The sequence below is a fragment of the Spongiactinospora rosea genome, assembly GCF_003315795.1.
In the GTDB taxonomy this organism is placed as follows: Bacteria; Actinomycetota; Actinomycetes; order Streptosporangiales; family Streptosporangiaceae; genus Spongiactinospora; species Spongiactinospora rosea.
This window is the reverse complement of sequence record NZ_QMEY01000049.1, coordinates 1-15,627: the sequence shown is the minus strand read 5'-3', so window position 1 is coordinate 15,627 and position 15,627 is coordinate 1. Positions and strand designations below refer to the sequence as shown.

The 15,627-nt window shown below is 68.8% G+C and carries 24 protein-coding genes and 1 pseudogene; 13 read left to right on the top strand and 12 right to left on the bottom strand.

Annotation, left to right across the window (positions count from 1 at the left end):
• On the bottom strand, window positions 1–179 hold a 179-nt coding region (locus DP939_RS44420), incomplete at its 3' end, for a transposase (RefSeq protein WP_147268413.1).
• 260 nt (window positions 180–439) lie between these two features.
• Here DP939_RS44420 and DP939_RS44415 point away from each other — a divergent pair.
• Together DP939_RS44415 and DP939_RS47455 are read left to right on the top strand one after the other, a co-directional pair.
• Window positions 440–712, top strand: coding sequence for a COG3415 family protein (locus DP939_RS44415; protein WP_199565836.1), 273 nt, complete (start codon window positions 440–442; stop codon window positions 710–712).
• Window positions 713–1,025: 313 nt separating this feature from the next.
• Window positions 1,026–1,715, top strand: coding sequence for an integrase core domain-containing protein (locus DP939_RS47455; protein WP_199565835.1), 690 nt, complete (start codon window positions 1,026–1,028; stop codon window positions 1,713–1,715).
• Window positions 1,716–2,099: 384 nt separating this feature from the next.
• On the opposite strand, the gene DP939_RS44405 is transcribed toward DP939_RS47455, so the two are convergent.
• Window positions 2,100–2,954, bottom strand: a complete 855-nt coding sequence (locus tag DP939_RS44405; RefSeq protein ID WP_113986866.1) for a transposase family protein — start codon at window positions 2,952–2,954, stop codon at window positions 2,100–2,102.
• Between the two features lie 229 nt (window positions 2,955–3,183).
• Window positions 3,184–4,020 carry a transposase family protein gene (locus tag DP939_RS44400; RefSeq protein WP_113986865.1) on the bottom strand — a complete coding sequence of 279 codons (837 nt, stop codon included), beginning with the start codon at window positions 4,018–4,020 and terminating at the stop codon, window positions 3,184–3,186.
• A gap of 144 nt (window positions 4,021–4,164) precedes the next feature.
• On the opposite strand from DP939_RS44400, the gene DP939_RS44395 reads away from it, so the two are divergent.
• From DP939_RS44395 to DP939_RS44385, 4 genes and pseudogenes are all read left to right on the top strand, one after another.
• Window positions 4,165–4,659, top strand: a complete 495-nt coding sequence (locus DP939_RS44395; protein ID WP_113986864.1) for an SMI1/KNR4 family protein — start codon at window positions 4,165–4,167, stop codon at window positions 4,657–4,659.
• A 299-nt stretch (window positions 4,660–4,958) separates the two neighbouring features.
• Window positions 4,959–5,315 (top strand): annotated as a pseudogene (locus DP939_RS49580) (hypothetical protein); the annotation flags it as partial.
• A 13-nt stretch (window positions 5,316–5,328) separates the two neighbouring features.
• A complete protein-coding gene (locus DP939_RS48470; protein ID WP_225878936.1) occupies window positions 5,329–5,508 on the top strand; it encodes a hypothetical protein in 180 nt (59 codons plus the stop codon).
• Between the two features lie 28 nt (window positions 5,509–5,536).
• Window positions 5,537–5,815 (top strand): hypothetical protein, encoded by a 279-nt coding sequence (locus DP939_RS44385; RefSeq protein ID WP_113986862.1) that lies wholly within the window; start codon window positions 5,537–5,539, stop codon window positions 5,813–5,815.
• Window positions 5,816–5,889: 74 nt separating this feature from the next.
• Here DP939_RS44385 and DP939_RS44380 read toward each other — a convergent pair whose 3' ends face one another.
• Together DP939_RS44380 and DP939_RS44375 are read right to left on the bottom strand one after the other, a co-directional pair.
• Window positions 5,890–7,200, bottom strand: coding sequence for an amidohydrolase family protein (locus DP939_RS44380; protein ID WP_113986861.1), 1,311 nt, complete (start codon window positions 7,198–7,200; stop codon window positions 5,890–5,892).
• Between the two features lie 31 nt (window positions 7,201–7,231).
• Window positions 7,232–7,441, bottom strand: a complete 210-nt coding sequence (locus tag DP939_RS44375; protein WP_113986860.1) for a hypothetical protein — start codon at window positions 7,439–7,441, stop codon at window positions 7,232–7,234.
• A gap of 40 nt (window positions 7,442–7,481) precedes the next feature.
• Between DP939_RS44375 and DP939_RS44370 the strand changes: the two genes are divergently transcribed.
• Window positions 7,482–7,835 carry a cupin domain-containing protein gene (locus tag DP939_RS44370; RefSeq protein WP_113986859.1) on the top strand — a complete coding sequence of 118 codons (354 nt, stop codon included), beginning with the start codon at window positions 7,482–7,484 and terminating at the stop codon, window positions 7,833–7,835.
• Between the two features lie 129 nt (window positions 7,836–7,964).
• Here the strand turns inward: DP939_RS44370 and DP939_RS44365 are convergent, their stop codons facing one another.
• Entirely contained in the window at window positions 7,965–8,279 is a 315-nt protein-coding gene (locus DP939_RS44365) for a hypothetical protein (protein WP_147268412.1), read from the bottom strand.
• A gap of 232 nt (window positions 8,280–8,511) precedes the next feature.
• Between DP939_RS44365 and DP939_RS44360 the strand changes: the two genes are divergently transcribed.
• From DP939_RS44360 to DP939_RS47445, 3 genes are read left to right on the top strand one after another with little or no spacing between them, the layout of a single operon-like run.
• Window positions 8,512–8,931 carry a CBS domain-containing protein gene (locus DP939_RS44360; protein WP_199565834.1) on the top strand — a complete coding sequence of 140 codons (420 nt, stop codon included), beginning with the start codon at window positions 8,512–8,514 and terminating at the stop codon, window positions 8,929–8,931.
• A gap of 42 nt (window positions 8,932–8,973) precedes the next feature.
• Complete coding sequence (locus DP939_RS47450) at window positions 8,974–9,111, top strand: hypothetical protein (RefSeq protein ID WP_199565838.1); 138 nt, start codon at window positions 8,974–8,976, stop codon at window positions 9,109–9,111.
• Complete coding sequence (locus tag DP939_RS47445) at window positions 9,105–9,872, top strand: universal stress protein (RefSeq protein WP_225878934.1); 768 nt, start codon at window positions 9,105–9,107, stop codon at window positions 9,870–9,872. The genes DP939_RS47450 and DP939_RS47445 overlap by 7 nt, the downstream gene beginning before the upstream one ends.
• Here the strand turns inward: DP939_RS47445 and DP939_RS44350 are convergent.
• The 5 genes from DP939_RS44350 to DP939_RS44330 form a co-directional block, all read right to left on the bottom strand.
• Entirely contained in the window at window positions 9,820–10,728 is a 909-nt protein-coding gene (locus DP939_RS44350; RefSeq protein ID WP_113986857.1) for an NmrA family NAD(P)-binding protein, read from the bottom strand. The two genes, DP939_RS47445 and DP939_RS44350, sit on opposite strands and share 53 nt — an antisense overlap.
• Window positions 10,729–10,804: 76 nt before the next feature.
• Window positions 10,805–11,785 carry a zinc-binding dehydrogenase gene (locus DP939_RS44345; protein WP_113986856.1) on the bottom strand — a complete coding sequence of 327 codons (981 nt, stop codon included), beginning with the start codon at window positions 11,783–11,785 and terminating at the stop codon, window positions 10,805–10,807.
• Between the two features lie 151 nt (window positions 11,786–11,936).
• Window positions 11,937–12,404 (bottom strand): MarR family winged helix-turn-helix transcriptional regulator, encoded by a 468-nt coding sequence (locus tag DP939_RS44340; protein ID WP_158579014.1) that lies wholly within the window; start codon window positions 12,402–12,404, stop codon window positions 11,937–11,939.
• A 187-nt stretch (window positions 12,405–12,591) separates the two neighbouring features.
• Window positions 12,592–13,050 carry a hypothetical protein gene (locus tag DP939_RS44335; RefSeq protein WP_147268411.1) on the bottom strand — a complete coding sequence of 153 codons (459 nt, stop codon included), beginning with the start codon at window positions 13,048–13,050 and terminating at the stop codon, window positions 12,592–12,594.
• Between the two features lie 163 nt (window positions 13,051–13,213).
• The gene (locus DP939_RS44330) at window positions 13,214–14,191 is read right to left on the bottom strand and encodes an L-threonylcarbamoyladenylate synthase (RefSeq protein ID WP_225878933.1); all 978 of its coding nucleotides are present in this window, start codon (window positions 14,189–14,191) and stop codon (window positions 13,214–13,216) included.
• 218 nt (window positions 14,192–14,409) lie between these two features.
• On the opposite strand from DP939_RS44330, the gene DP939_RS44325 reads away from it, so the two are divergent.
• The 3 genes from DP939_RS44325 (at window position 14,410) to DP939_RS45825 (ending at window position 15,111) form a co-directional block, all read left to right on the top strand.
• A complete protein-coding gene (locus DP939_RS44325) occupies window positions 14,410–14,703 on the top strand; it encodes an STAS domain-containing protein (RefSeq protein ID WP_199565833.1) in 294 nt (97 codons plus the stop codon).
• Window positions 14,700–14,867 (top strand): hypothetical protein, encoded by a 168-nt coding sequence (locus DP939_RS46650; RefSeq protein WP_158579013.1) that lies wholly within the window; start codon window positions 14,700–14,702, stop codon window positions 14,865–14,867. Before DP939_RS44325 ends, DP939_RS46650 begins: the two co-directional genes overlap by 4 nt.
• A gap of 70 nt (window positions 14,868–14,937) precedes the next feature.
• Window positions 14,938–15,111 carry an ATP-binding protein gene (locus DP939_RS45825; protein ID WP_147268410.1) on the top strand — a complete coding sequence of 58 codons (174 nt, stop codon included), beginning with the start codon at window positions 14,938–14,940 and terminating at the stop codon, window positions 15,109–15,111.
• A 21-nt stretch (window positions 15,112–15,132) separates the two neighbouring features.
• On the opposite strand, the gene DP939_RS44320 is transcribed toward DP939_RS45825, so the two are convergent.
• The coding region (locus DP939_RS44320; RefSeq protein ID WP_318656352.1) for a carbonic anhydrase at window positions 15,133–15,627 on the bottom strand (495 nt) is incomplete at its 5' end.

Here is a 15,627-nt window from a genome sequence, read left to right as displayed (position 1 = left end):
GTCGGCGGTCTACCCGGTGCCTCACCGCGCTGAGCACGCGCTCGTACCACCCACTCGCGCAGGCTGCCCCTACTCACTGCCAGGTCGGCGGCGATGCCCTTGTAGGTCGCCCCGGGTGTGGACTCGTACAAGGCCACGGCATCGGCCCTGAACTCGTCGCTGTAGTCCTTCAACGCCATCGGCGGTCTTCTCGCTTCCTCTGGATCAAGCAAGATCCAGTATCAGCGTGTCCACCACTTGGGGGGAGTTACCCATCCTTCCGCGTCAGAGTTAATGCACCAGTCCCGGTCCGAAACACCTATCAGCCGCGGGTAGTTTGATCACCCGTTGGAAGAGGTTGGAGCAGGTGGCAGGACCCCAGCAGGACCCCAAGCAGTCCCCGTCGCGCACGAGCGGGACAGGTAAGCGTACGCGGCTGGCCCCGTCGGTGAAGTATCAGGTGTTCGTCGAGGTGCTCACTGGACAGAGCACCCAGGGCGAGGCGGCCGACAAGTACGGCGTCAACCGGATGACGGTGAACCAGATCTGCAAGATGGCCAAGCAGGGCGCCCTGAATGCGCTCGCGGGCACCTCGATCGTCGGGCGTCCGGGCAGAAGCCCCGAAGCGGTCGAGTTGGAGGCCGCCCGGCGGGAGATCGAGCGGCTGCGGGCCACGGTGACCGAGCAGGCCGTGGCGCTGCATCTGCATCAGGGAAAATCGCTTTGGGGCTGAACGCCGGCCTGGTCCCGCCGCGAGTCGACGCCCGCGTCAAGGCTGGTCTGCTGCAGCTCGTCGAGCATGCGGCTCGTGCGGGCGGCTGGTCGACCCGGCAGGCGGCAGCGACGCTGGGGCTGGATCATGTGCGGGTGCTGCGCTGGCAGGCCCGCGCCATCGTCGGGCGGCTGGAGGACGCCAAGTCCGGCCCGGAGATCGCGCTGCACGCGCTGTTGCCGTGGGAGCGCGAGGCGATCGTCAAAATCGCCGAGGAGTGGCTGGGGATCGACCGTAGCATCGCAAGCTCGCCCACCGCGGCTCCCGGTTGGAGGTGTTCTACGCGTCGGAGTCGACGGTACTGCGGGTGTTGCAGGCCGCCGGGGTCGTCGTGCCAGAGCGTCCCGCGCGCGAGCGACGGTCCCGACGAGAGTGGCCCGAGTGGGCCGACCTGGTCCCCGGTGTCATCACGATCTACGACTTCACGCACTTTCGCGGGTTGCCGAGCTGGTGCGCGATCGCGGTCATGGACGTGGTGTCGCGGTACTGGCCGGCCACCGTCGTCAGCCCGGAGGAGACCTCCACCCAAGTCGAAGTCGCCTACACCCGCGCTCTGACCGTGCTGGGCAAGGCGCACCTGCTCGACGACGAGCACTTCCTGGCCGAGCTGCGCGGCGGGCAGGTGCCCGACCACGACGACTTCCCGGTGCTGCTCGCCTTGTCCGACAACGGGCCGCAGATGACCTCCTCGGCCACCCGCACCTTCATGGCCGGGGCCCGCATCGCCCAGCACTTCGGCCGCCCCGGCACCCCGAACGACCAGGCGTGGGTCGAGTCGCTGTTCGGGCACGTCAAGGACGAACACCCGCACCTGGACAAGATCACCGACCCGTACGAACTGGACGCCGAGCTGGACGCCATCCGCACGTTGTATAACGAGGTACGCCTGCACGAGGGCATCGGCTACGTCACCCCTGACGATGAGCACCACGGCCGTGGCGAGGCCATTCGGACCGCCCGCTGAGAAGGGCTGAAGGCCGCGCACGAGGCCCGGGTTGCAGCCCGACGAGAACTACGCCAGGATCCCCTATAGCCCCTCCCGCGACTGATGGGTATTTAAGACTCGATCTGGTGCATTTTCTCTGACACACCTCGTCATCTCATCGACTTCCAGCACGATTCGACCACCGCCGGGTACCAGTAGCAGGAAGTCCATACGCAGATGCAATAGTGGCGGCCGCACTCACGCCGGCAGGTGACGACCGAGCTTATGATCAGGTCATGGCCGCTGGACGGTCACTTCCTTGATCTATGGGCAGACCGGCTGCCGTACTGGCTTTAGGGTGCGAGTGCAGCAGGCAATCGAAACGAGATATCTTCTTCAACATGAGCACCCAGTGAGCTGTTGTCAGTAACCGAAGATCACGTTGTGTGATGCTGACGGAGTCCAGTCGTTGTCGCGGTAGAGCAGGACCAACGCCGCTTGGGTGATTCTCCCGATGCGCCAGGGGTCGAGGCTGACCCGGCGCAGGGCCTTGAAGGTGACGGTGAGCAGGGCGTTGGCGCGTTCGCCAACTCCGCGCAGGCCGCGCAGGAGTTTGTTGTAGGTGTGCTGGTCATCGCTCAGTTTGCGCTGGCCGGCCTTCTTCTTGATCGGGACGTGGATGGTGTCGGCGGCGCCTTCGTAGCCGAGGTCGGCCAGGGCGGGCAGGTGGTCGCGGACAGCGGCCAGGGCGGTGACGGCGCCGTGTCGGCGGGCGCAGGTGATGTCGTGTTCGCGGCCGGGCCGGACGTCGGAGACCCACAGGGGCCGGCCGTCGGGGGCGGAGAGGACCTGGATGTTGCCGCCGTGGTGTTTGTGTTTGCCGGACCACCACAGGTCGGCGCCGTTGGGACCGGGGGCGGCGACACGGTCGGTGGCGATGACGATGCCATCCAGGTTGAGATGTGTCAGGCCGGCCTGCTGGGCGGCGTTCAGGGCCTGGTGCAGGTCCGGGGCGTGCACGGCCAGGGCGTCGATGCCTTCGTGCAGGTAGCGGTAGGCGGTGGTACGGCCGATACGGTGATCGGCTGCCAGCTGGCGGATGCGGGTGCCGTCGCAGAACCAGCGCAGGATGAGGACGGCCTGGGCGAAGCAGCCGAGCGCCCGGCGGCCGCGCCGGGTACCCCGGCGGCGGCGCTCGGCGTGCAGCAGGGCGGACAGGAACTGCACGGTCTCCCGGCGTACGTCAAGGGTCGCCGAGTATGTGACACTGGTGGGCACGTGAAGCCTCTGATGTATGAAGTTGATCTCTAGTCAAGACCACTTCTATCAGGGGCTTTACGCATGTCGATCATCGGCTGCAGCGTGCCGGGCCGGGGGAATCGAGCGCTACGCAGCGCAACGAACGGTTACAGAGAACGGCTCAGTACGCATGGCCTGAACGCTTCCCTACAAGGCATCCGATGACTAAAAGCTCTGGTCATCCGACGGTCAGTCCACTGAGGTAATCTCAATGACTTTCGAGAGAGATACCGTGTTCGAAGTGAGTGAGGACAAGTGTCGCTTTGATGATGTCGCCGATTCTGCTCGGGCTCACGGTGATGCGTTGCAGAACGCGCCATCGCTGGGTGAGCAGGGCGAATCCGCGTTCTCCCAGGCAGCGCAGCCCGCGGAGCAGGGCGTTTCGGGTACGTGTGCCCACATCCAGCGGGCGGCCGTCGCCGGTGTGCTTGACCGGAGTGTGGATTCCGATACCGGCCGCCTCATATCCGGCATCGGCCAGGACCGGCAGGTCACGGGCCGCATGCGGGTATAGGCCGGGCAGGGCGTGGATACGGGCGGCGTCCAAATCGTGCATCGACCCGGGTTCGACGTCGGAGACCCAGAGCGGCATCCCGCCGGCGGTGAACAAGGCTTGCACGTTGCCGCCGTGGTGACGGACCTTTCCGGAGTACCACACGTCGATGGGCCGGCCTTTGACGCTCGTGGTCTGCTCACGGCAGCGGTCGGTGAGGATGACGGTGCCGTCCAGGATCAGGCAGGGAAGGCCGTCGGCGCGGGCGCGGTCCAGGGCCTGGTGCAGGCCGGGGGCCTGGGCTGCGAGCACATGGATTCCTTCGTGGATGTAGCGGTAGCCGGTGGCCCGGGAGATGGCGTGGTCGCGGGCGAGTTTGCAGACGTCGTGTTCACCGCGGAACCAGCGGAGTATGAGCACGGCCTGCCAGAAGCAGCTCAGTGCGCGGCTGCCTTTGGGGGTTCGGCGCAGTAGCCGTCCGGCCCGCAGCAACCGCCCGGTGTACTGGGCGAGTTCACGAGAGACGTCGAGCGTGGCACGATGGGGGATCACGTGGAGCCTTCCAGGTGAAGTCGGTTTGTGGTGATTCCTTCTTCTCCCGGAGGCTCCACGCCTGTCTACGGGTTTGGCGATTTGTCTTCGTATCTACCCGAAGCGCATCCTTCTTCTTCTGGATCGCTCGTTGTCCGTTTCTAAATCGTTGAGATTACCTCACTGGGGAATCTGCATTCCCCGGCTACCGAAGCAGAGGTCCGCCAGCTCGAAGAGCGGCTGGTTGCGAAACTGCCGCCGAGTTACCGGCAGTTTCTCTTGTTCACGAACGGGTGGGGCAGCGACGATGACTGCTGCCTGCTGCGCGCCGAAGAAGCTGGCTGGCTCCGGGATGTCGATCCCTCGATCGCCGAGAGCTGGTCAGCACCCAAGCGGGAGGACTCATGGAGCGTGCCCGACGAGCTCTACTTCGTCTACGGGCTGGAGCAGGACTCCATCCACTACAGAGGGGAATATGTGCCCGACACCCTTCTGGTCGGATATTGGGATGACGGAGTGGCTCTCCTCAATCCCCACGTCAGAATTGATAAGGGTGAGTGGGAGGCTTGGTATCTCGCGCCAGGGCTGCCCGGGGCTAACCGCTACAGGTCCTTCTGGGATCTCGCCATGGACGAGCCGAGAATGCGATACCCGCGTTGATGTCCCTCCCACCGTTGCTACGGGATCCATTTTCCACGGTTCCTAGTCGCTGAAGCCATTCGATCAACACCCAGAAAGAGTCCTTATTACCGACTCTGAAGTGGCATAGAATCTACGAGCGGCCCCGGGGGTTGGGTGCTGGGGCCGCTCGTGGCACCGCAGGTGTGGGCGGATCCCATGTGCTGCCGGTCGGTGTGCCTGGTCTGGGCGTGATGAGGCATACCTGATCGGACAGGCGCGGGCGTGGTCGGCGAGCAGTGTCGCGGGCTGGGAGGAGTACGGCCGGCGGCTCGGCCCCGATGATCTCACGATCCGCCGCTCCCGCTCGCTTCGCTGACCGCTCAGGCGCGTACCGCGTCCTGCCGGGGAATCTCGCGCGAGCGGAACCACGTCCAGCCGCAACGATCCCAAATGGCAGTGGACGCGCCCCTCGAATGTCACGGCGAAGCAACTGGCCGACCGCTACGGCCTCGAACAGCGACATCACGCCGTCCGCAACCCGGAAGACGGTGATCCCACAGGTTGACGTGGACGATGAGCCTCTTTCGTACCGCGCTGCCCTGAGACCGGCCGGTGTGAGAACGGGGCCCTGGAATCCCGGAAAAGCGGAGGTGCTGCGGGCGGCACTCAGGCTGTTCGCCCACCAGGGCTACGCCGGCACCTCCATACGTGCGATCGCGCGCGAAGTCGGAGAGCGAGAGCGTGCTGTACGCCCACTTCCCCGGCAAGCGGGCCATCTTCGACGCCGCGCTCGAACTGGGCGGGCAGAACGTCACAGTGATCGCCATCGCCGCCCTCGACACCGGGCAGGACCGGCGGTGTACGTCCGCGCCTCGGCGGAAGCGGTGATCTCGGCTTGGGACACCCCGAGGCGCGCTTGCTCGCCACGCTGGCCGGCCGCGACGGGCTGATGCACGCGCCCGAGCTCGGCCAGGCCGTCGACGAGTCGCTGGCCTACCTGGGCGGGGTGTTCCAGGAGTGGCAGGACGCCGGCAGGATCCGCGACGACCTGGGAGACCCGGGCGACCTCGCGTTCTCCCTGCTCGCCCCATCGCGCACGCGCGAATCCTGTGGCTGCACGACATGGCCTTACCCGAACAGCGCCGCGCGGCCCGCGACCGGGCGCTGCGGCACGCCGAGCTGGTCGGAAGGATGATCAGCCGGATGGGGTGACCCGATGGGCCGTCACCTGCCTTGCCCGCTTATATCCACCATTGAGTTGCTCTGCGCTCATAGGCACTGGATGCCGACGCGGGAGGCGATGCGGGCGGTTTCGTAGAGAATGCGCTCCTCGTCGAGGGTCTGGAGGTCGCCGTTCAGGAGGAGGGGGCGGCCGGCGACGTAGACGTCGCGGATGTCGGCGGCGGTGGCGGTGGCGGTCCAGCCGATGAAGGCGGATGTGGAGTGGACGGGGTGGGCGCGGGGTGTGGAGGTGTCGAGGACGACCAGGTCGGCGGGGTCGCCGGGGAGGAGGGTGGTGGGGGTGAAGCCGATGCCCGCCGCGCCGTTCACCGTGACGGCGGCGAAGGCGTCGCCGGAGTCCCACACGTCGGCGCGCTCGGCAAGGCCGCGCTGGAGGGAGACCGCGAGGCGCGTGTCGCGCAGGAGGTCAAGGGAGTCGTTGGCGGCGGGTCCGTCGGTGCCGATGGCCACCGGGACTCCCGCCTCGAGGAAGGACCGCACGGGTGCGATGCCCGAGCCCAGTTTAAGGTTCGACTGGGGGTTGTGGGCGACGGTCGCGCCGGATTCGCGGATCAGCCGGATGTCGTCGGCGGTGGCCTTGGTCGCGTGGGCGATGATCGTCGATGGGCCGAGCAGTCCGGTACGCGCGGCGGTCGCGATGGGCGTCTCGCCCCGTTCGGCCAGGGCGGTGGCGACCTCGCGGGCGGTCTCCGACAGGTGTACGTGGATGCCGAGGCCACCGGCCGCGGCTCGCTCGGCGACCTCGCGGAAGACATCGGCGCCGCAGGTATAGACCGCGTGCGGGCCGTAGACGATCCGGACGAGCGGTTCGGACGCGTAGCGGGCGGCGAGCCGTTCGATGTGGTCGAGCTGGGCCGGGAAACCGAGCGCGCCCGCTGCCGCGTACGGCGTGATGCCCTGGCCGAACACCACGGGAGCCGCCGCCACCCGCAGTCCCGCCTCGATGACCGTGTCGATCAGCGGCTCGGTCCAGTGGAACATGTCGGCGAAGGCCGTCGTCCCGGCGCGGATCATCTCGCACATGGCCAGTGACAGGCTCCACCGCATGTCGTCCTCGGTCAGCGTGTCCTCCGCGGCCATGACGACCTTCAGCCAGTCCTCCAGGACCAGGCCGTCGCCGAGGCCGCGCAGCACCGCCATCCCGGAGTGGGCGTGCGCGTTGACCAGCCCGGGGACGATGACCCTGGCCGACCTGTCATCGGACGGCTCGGCGCTCTCGACGGTCCCGCCCGAGGCGGAGAACCGCAGCGTGGTCACCGGCGCCTCCCGCTCGCCAGGGCGGAGCAGGTGGCCGGTGACGCTGTGCTCCGGTACGCGAGCGGAGGTGACGGTGGTCAATGGATTCCCTTCCACATCAGGCAGTTTCACATCAAGCTATGCCGAAGGCGGCGTGGTTGAAGCGTTTGCGGAGCAGGATGGGCGCGATCAGTGTGATGACGTACGGCACGGCGTCCGTGAGCTGGACGGGCAGTCCGGCCCGTTCGCAGAGGACGCCGGCCGCGCCCGTGTAGCCGATCGGACGAGGCCCCCGGGGGAGGCCGGTGGGCGTTCCGGGGTGGGCGGCCTTGAAGGGAGGCATTGCCGGTGCAAGGATGAAAAGTGACGGAAGGGGGACCGTCATGCTGCAGGTGAAGAGCACCGAGAAGCCGGACGAGCGCCGTGACTTCCCGATGGGACATATCGAGATCTGCAACCTGACCGGGCTGAGCTTCGGCGTGGCGACATTCGAGCCGGGCTGGCGGTGGTCGGAGTCCGTCCGGCCCATCGTGGGTACCGACTCGTGTCAGGTTCACCACCACGGGTTCGTGGTCAAGGGGAGGCTGCGCATCCGGATGGACGACGGCGCCGAGGCCGAGGCCGGGCCGGGCGAGGTGTTCGTGTGCTCACCCGGGCACGACGCCTGGGTGGTCGGCGACGAAGCGGTCATCGCCTACGACTTCGCGGGCGGCGCCGCAGAGTACGCCCGGGCATAGCCCGCCCGGGCGGTCCGAGCCGGGGCGCCCCATCGAATGTCATGAAGAGTCCGGCCGCGCGGGGCCGGGCCTGGTCTCTGCGTGTCGATTTTGATGACCCGTAGCCTGCTTACTGAACCTTTTTCAACCTCAGATTCCCTGGTCAGAGGCGGTAAGCGAGGTGCCGTATCCGCGTGACCAGGCGTCCTGCCAGAACACCAGCCCCGGTCCGATCCCGGCGGAGGCACCCTCGACCTGGTCCAGGCGACCGGTTGAAAAAGGTTCACTGTGAGGGACGAAGGGCTTGTCGGGGTCGTGGGCGGAAAGCCCAGCCGACGGGGAACACCCTTCCCCGGTGGCGATGTAGGTGACATCCCCGCACCAGCGCGGATCGACCGCCGAGGCATCCGGAGCGAAGTCCCGGCCGATCAGATCCGCCCGGGCATGCGCGTGCGGGTCCGCCATGGTGGTCTGGCGCCGGCGCCGCCGATACACGGCAATCCAACCTGGCGCTGGCGGCCGCCGTCGCTCACACCATGATGAGCCCGATGAGTGAGACCCCCAGAGTTCACGCGGAGACGGGACTGGAGCGATGCGCCATCTTGGCGCCTCTTGATACGTTTGCCGCGGTGTGCCGGGAAGCCTGGTCGGCATCCGTACGACGTCCGTGCGGGTTCTCCTGCAAGAGAGGCCGACCATGCGCGCCCGAGATCTCACTGCCGACCTTTCCACGGTGAGCCTGGACACTCCGGTGATCGAGGCCGCCCGGCTGCTGGCCGACCAGGACCTGCCCGGCCTGATCGTGGTCGACGAGCACGGCCTGCCGCGCACGATCCTGCCCGGAACCCAGATGCTGCGGCTTGCCGTACCCGCCTACTGCCAGGACGATCCGGCGCTGGCCCGGGTGGTGGATGAGGCGCACGCCGATGTGTTCCTCCGCTCGGTCGCCGGACAAACCGTGCGGGAGGTACTGCCGCAACGACAAACGCGAGCTGCCGGTCACCGACCCGGACGCCACCGTGCTGGAGCCGGCGGCGCTGACGGCGCACGCACAGCCCGCCGGTGGCGGTCGTCGAGGACGGGCGGCTGCTGGGCGCGGTCACCCTGCAGACGCTGATGGACCGGGTGATCTCGGCGTGACCTCACCGCCTGGCCGGCGGTGGCGGCCTTCCTGTGCGCCTACACGCTGATCGCCACCGAGAAGATCCACCGGGTGGCGGCGGCGCTCGGCGGTGCCGGCATCGACTGGAACGTCATCTTCCTGCTGCTCGGCATGATGATCACCGTTGAGTGCTGAAACAGACCGGTGTGTTCGAGTTCCTGGCGATCTGGGCGGCCAAGAAGGCGCGCGGCAGGCCGTTCCGGCTGATGATGCTGCCGGTCGTCATCACCGCGGTGGCCTCGGCGCTGCTCGACAACGTCACCACCGTCCTGCTGATCGCCCCGGTCACCTCCCTGGTCGGCGAACGGCTGGCCCTTCCGGTGGCGTCGTTCTTGATCGCCGAGACGATGTCCTCCAACATCGGCGGCACGGCCACGCTGGTCGGTGACCCGCCGCCCGGTGACCCCCGAATCGCCCTGACCGCGGCCTCCGAGGAGGCCGAGCTCATGGTCATCGGCAGCCACGGACTCGGTACAGGCCGCGGGCTCCTGGTCGGGTCCGTCGCCTACGGTGTCGCCGGACACGCCTCCTGCGACGTGGTCGTGGTGGGTGAGCTGGGCGGCGCCGCAGTACGTGCCGTCCACGCCTGCGACCAGCTCTGGACCACCGACCCCCCACTTCCGACCAAAAACCGGCCTTGGGTCGAAACCCCTGGCCGGAGTGATGCGGCGGGGTACGCCTGCATTGTGCGATCCTTCCGGAGGTGCAGGAGAAGTGGCTGCACATCCCGGACGCTACCGGCCCGGCCGGCCGGAGCAGGCGGAAGCAGGCACGGACGGCGCCTACCGGCCGGTTGGTTTGCCGGTACCCGATGGACCGAGCGGCCCGGCTCTTCCATGTGCGTCAGAGCGCGGGTGCGGTGCCGCGTACGAAGTCGGTCAGCGAGCTGGGCGTGACGTTCGGGTACCTGGCGTTGTCCAGGCTGTCGAACTTGGCTTTGCCGCTCACCATGCACCACTGATACTGCAGTGCCACGTAGTCGAACGGGTTGTGGGTGAGCGCCGCCTGACGGGCGATCTCCGCGCGCAGGTCGTCGGCGGTGCCGAAGTGGCGAAGCCGCAGGGTGCGGCCCGAGCCGCGCTGGACCGCGTCGTGGAAGTCGCGCATCGACATGACCTCGCCCGCGAAGCGCAGGGTACCGGTGGCGGCCGGGTCCAGGGCGACGGCGGCGGTGTAGGCGGCGGTATCGGCCACCGAGGTCAGATCGAGCGGCTGGTCGGGGTCTCCCCAGTGGGACAGGGTGGCCCCCTGCCAGTCGATGAGCCCCATGAAGCCGGTCATCACCTCGTAGAAGGCTCCGTTCAGCACAGAGATCACGTCAAGGCCGCTGCCGGCGAGTGCGGTGGCCGCCTGCCGACGCCAGTCGATCATGAAGTTGTCGCCATCGTCCAGCTTGGTCAGGTCAAAGGCGAAGTCGGATGGGATGAACCGCTGGGCGCCGGCCTTCTCCGCGGCGCGCATGAGATTGGCCTGCCCATCCACGATCACTTCAGGGCCGCCCTGCACGGCCGAGATCACGGTCGTGGCGTCGCCGACGACCTCGGCCAACCGCTCGACCGGGTCGGTGATGTCGCCCTCGACCAGCTCCAGGCGGCCGGATCGCAGGGCGGTAAGGGCACGCTTCTTCTCCTCGCCTGCGCCGGGGCGTACCAAGGCCCGTACGGAGACGTTCTGGTCGACAAGGGCCTGGACGATCCGGCCGCCGAGCAGTCCGGTGGCACCGGCCACAAAGATCTTGGGGAAAGCGGACATGGCGAGATGGACTCCTTGCGAGAAGCCGATATGGATGTTCACCCGAGCCCCCGTGAGAGGACACGTCGGGATGTGATCAGGGGATGAGCAAGGTCTTGCCGACGGTGCCGCGCGCCTCGATGGCGGCATGCGCGTCGGCCGCCCGCTCCAGCGGGAAGCGCCGGCCGATCACCGGCGTGAGCCGTCCGGCGGCGGCCAGTTCCAGAACCTCGGTCACCAGGTCGCGGGCGAGGGCGGGCCTGCTCCAGATGAGACCCGCGCTGAACCCTGTCAAGGTCAGGCCCCGGCCGATGAGCTCCATGGGCCGGACCTCCAATGGCGTACCGCTGGAGAAGCCGAACACGATCTGGCGTCCGGTGCCCGGGGTGAGCAGCTCGAGCGATTCTCGTCCCAGCGCTCCGCCGACATGGTCGAAGACCACGTCCACCGAGCCGCCTGCAGCGTCACGGGCCAGGCCCGTCCAGCCGGGCAGCGAGTAGTCCACGATGTGGTCGGCCCCCAGCCTGCCGAGCAGGCCCACCTTGTGCTCCCCCCGCGCCGCCGCCACGACCGTCACCCCGGCCCGCTTGAGCAACTGCACCAGGATCGTGCCGATGGCACCCGCGGCCGCCAGCACCAGGGCCCGGTCACCGGCACCCACGCGGGCCGCCTTGATCAGGCCCTGGGCCGTGGCTCCGTACCGGTAGACGGCGACGGCCTCGGGCAGTCCGATGGCGTCACCGACCGGGACGAGGTTCGCGGCGGGGACAATCGCGGTCTCGGCGTACCCGCCCAGGCCCGCGGTACTGGCCAGGACCCGTACGCCGATCAGGGCGGTGTCGCCGCCAGGGCCGACCTCGGTGACCAAGCCGGCGATCTCCTTAGCGAGGATCACCGGCAGGGGCACACCGCCGAGCGCGCCGCGCATCGTCCCCGCGCGGACCTGCGTCTCCAGGAACTGGACACCGGCCGCGGACACCCGCACCGCGACCTCGCCCGCCGCGGGGCGCGGTGTGGGTACGTCGACGACGCGAAGGTGGGCCGGTGGCCCGAATTCGTGCAGCACAACGGCACGCAAGTGACATCACTTCCTTGGTGAAGAGCAGCACCCGCGGTCCTGGGCCGGGTCGATGGACGTCGGCCGCGTGGAGTGGAGCGCGACACGGGTGTGGAGCGGCGGCGGCGTCGGACTGTCATGGGGCGCGGGCGGACGGTGGAACCCTGACGGCTCACGGCCCCTTCTTGATCGCTTCGCTGAGCGCGCCCAGACTCGCGGCCAATTGCTCGACGTCGGCCGCCTCCCAGTCGGCCAGCAGAACGGCGACGGCGGCCGCGCGTGCCTTCCAGAGCTTGCCGATGGCGAGCTTGCCGGCCCGGGTGACGCTCACCAGTTGTGCCCGGGCATCGGCCGGATCGGGGCGGCGTTCGATGAATCCGCGTGACTCCAGGCGCTTGGCCGGGGGTGACAGGGTGGACTTGTCCACCTCCATCAGCTCCGCCAGGACCGACAGCCGCACCGGCGCGTGCAGCGACACCTGGGCCAGCAGCGTGTAGTCCCCCAAGGACAGCTCCAGCCCGGAGGACGCCATGATCTTGCGCCGGGTGGCCGGGGAGAACATCCAGTTGCCCACGGTTGCCAGCGCTGCCGCCACTCCGTCGAGGGCCTCCTGAGCTGGGCCGCCATTGCCTGCCGGCACGTGTTCCATCCGCATACCGTTCCCCAAAGGTTGGTTGGGCACAACCAACTATGCCGCATGGGCAGAGTACATGCAAGTGCATGCACCTTCGGGATGCGGGTGCGACCGACGCTGCCGCGAGCAGCCGGCACGTTGGTACGGGCGAGCGGGTACGCGGCTCCCACCGGCCGACCCCGAGCCGACGGGGTCAGCCGGCGCGATAGCCCCGGCCCTGCAGGGCGAGTTGCCCCAGGGTCTGGACGGACATCTCGGCGTCGGTCACGCTGTCACCTGCGCAGAACGGGGTGGACAGGGTGCTGGGAAAGGCGAGTGGCCCCCAACCGATGGTGCCCGCGGAGGGGTCCAGTTGGTAGGGCTGGGGGGGGTGGGGAGAGCCGTTCAAGACGACGGTGGCGTCCTGCCCGTCCAGTCGGACGATCACGTCGACGGTCTCGCCGTCGGAGGATCGCAGGTATCCCTGATATTGAGCGAACGAACCGCTGATCCACTGCTGCATGCTCGTGCCGCATCCGGGCTGCCGGGGCCCGGCCATGACGGCGGGAGCGGTCAGGGTCAAGGCGGATGCGGCGACCAGGGTCACCAGGGCGGCACGGGCGGCCAGTGGCGCCCGGCCGCCAGTGGGAAGAGCCGGGCCTCGGCGTTTCATCGGTGCCTCTAGAAGGGGCGGGGGCGGCGGCTTCCAGCCGGGACCTCCCATCATGCACATGAAGTCGTTGATCGACTACCCTCCGGAGGAACTCATCGCCTGACGGACAGTATTCAGGCGACAGGCTCCGCTCCGGCGCGACACCGAGCGGCGCCGGGGCCGGTCACTCGGCGGGTCGCGGTCCCGCGGCGCGGCGGAGCCGGTTGGCGATCGCGAGTCCCAGGCCCTCCTCCACCGGCAAGGACGCGACGATGAGGTCGCACCCCTGCTGGTCGAACTCGCGCAGGAACCCGTAGAGCCGGCGCGCGTAGTCGGCCGGCGAGCCGGGGACCGTCACCACCGCGTGCGCCTTCACCGCGGCGTCGGCGAAGGAAGGGGGAACAAGGACGCCCACCTGGCGCCCGAGGTCCTGTGCGCGCTCCGCTTCGGCGATGACCGTCCCGGGCTCGACCAGGACGACCTGGGCACGCGGCGCATAATGTGACGGGTGCCGGCCCGGTACCCGGACCTGGCTCGTGGAGTGAACCGCGAGTGGGCGTCCCAGCACCTCCTGGAGATCTTCGCGGGTCACCCCGCCAGGCCGAAGGACGCGCGGCACATCGCCCGTCGCGTCGACGATGGTCGATTCGACGCCGACCTCGCATGGGCCGCCGTCCAGCAAGAAGTCGACGGCGTCACCGAGTTCCGCGCGGACATGGCCGGCCGTGGTGGGGCTGACCGAGCCGAAGCGGTTGGCGGACGGGGCCGCGACACCGCCCCCGAAAGCCGACAGCAGCGCGAGCGCGACGGGGTGGCCGGGGACGCGTACGGCCATCGTCTCCAGGCCGCCCGTCGTCGCAAGGGGCACCCGGCGGCCGCGTCGCAGAACCAGGGTGAGCGGGCCCGGCCAGAAGCGTTCGGCGAGCAGCAGCGCCGTCGCGGGCACGTCTTCGGCCCAGTCGCTCAGGTGCTCCACACCTGCGATGTGGACGATCAGCGGGTGGGTGGGCGGGCGCCCCTTGACCTGAAAGACGCGCGTGACAGCGGCGGGGTCTTCAGCGTCGGCGCCCAGGCCGTAGACGGTTTCGGTCGGGAAGGCCACCAGACCTCCAGCGCGGAGCACACCGGCCGCCTTGTCGATGTCACTGGTCGTTGCCGTCACCTTCGCAATCCTCTCACTGTCCCGCTCTCGGCCGTTCCGTGATCGCCTGACACACCACGGCGAACCCGGAGCAACGACCATCGCGTCCCCGGCCCGCTGCTTCGCGCGCCGGGCAGGGATGATCTCGACATCCTGGGGAACGGGGTTCCTTCTGAGTGGATGCCGTATCCCGCATCGACGCATCCGGCCTGGTGACCCGCGGAGTGGATGCTCTAGAGGTGAGCGTTCTGCCCGGCCGCTACGGGATACGCGCCCGCGGTGTGATCAGCGCGGCCACCCGGCACCGCTGGGAGCAGGCGCTGGCCGTACCGGCCCGCCGGCGTGCCGATGTGTCCTGCCTGAAGTTGTCGCAGGTGGCATTCGTGGACGTGGCCGGCGTCAGAGCGCTGGCACTGACCGCGATCGAACTGCCCGGCCGGCTGGTCGTGGTCGAACATCCGCCGCCGCAGGTGCCACGCGTGCTGCAGATGTTCTGGCCCGACCTGCACGAGATCAAGCTGGTCCCACGATGAGCACCGTTCCCACCGGCGAGACCTTCGAGCACCCGGCGCTGTTCTACCGCACCGCAGGAGTGCACCGCCCAGACGGTGCGGTGCCTTCGCCGTCGAGCAGGCCAGGCGGCTGGGCGTGGGCGGGGAGCGGCTCGGAGATGCCGAGCTGGCGGTGGCGGAGCTGACGGCCAACAGCGTCATCCACGGCGGCGGGCAGGGGATGCCGGCGATCTGGGCGGATGGGGGGGGCAGATCGTGTGCGGGGTCCGCGACGCCGGGCGTCTGACCGATCCGCTGGCCGGCCGCCGACCGGCCGGCCCGCACCAGGCCGACGGCAGGGGCCTGATGGCCGTCCACACCATGGCCGACCTGGTGCGGGTGCACACCTCGACGGACGGTACGGCCGTGCGCTTCTACCTCGACCTCTGAAAGGGCGGGCCAATGACGTGGTCAGCGGGGCTCTGGCTCAGCGACCAGGGTCGTGGCCGTTGCCGGGGAACCGGGCGCCCCCGGTCGGACCACCTCCACCCGTGCCGAGCCGATGTCGAAGTAGAGCCCCATCAGCTTCAGCGTGCCCGCCTGGACCTGCTCGTCGACCGCCGGGTAGGTCCGCAGGTTCGCCAGTTGCTGCCGGATGTTCAACCGGCAGAGCCGGTCCAGCGTCGTGTCCGGGTCATCCCCGTCGGCACCGTAGTTCAGCAGGGCCAGGCTGGAATCGCCGTGCCGGAGCCAGCGGCCCAGGTGCCGCAGGTGGGCCGTGGTGGCGGGGCCGTCGAGCAGGGCCGCCATCGCGCCACAACCGGAATGCCCGCAGACCGTGATGGTGTGAACGTTCAAGATGCCGGTGGCGAACTCGACGGCGGAGGCGATCGAGTCGTCACATGGATCAGAGCCGGCGCGCGGTACCAGATTGCCGACGTTGCGGACGGTGAACAGGTCTCCCGG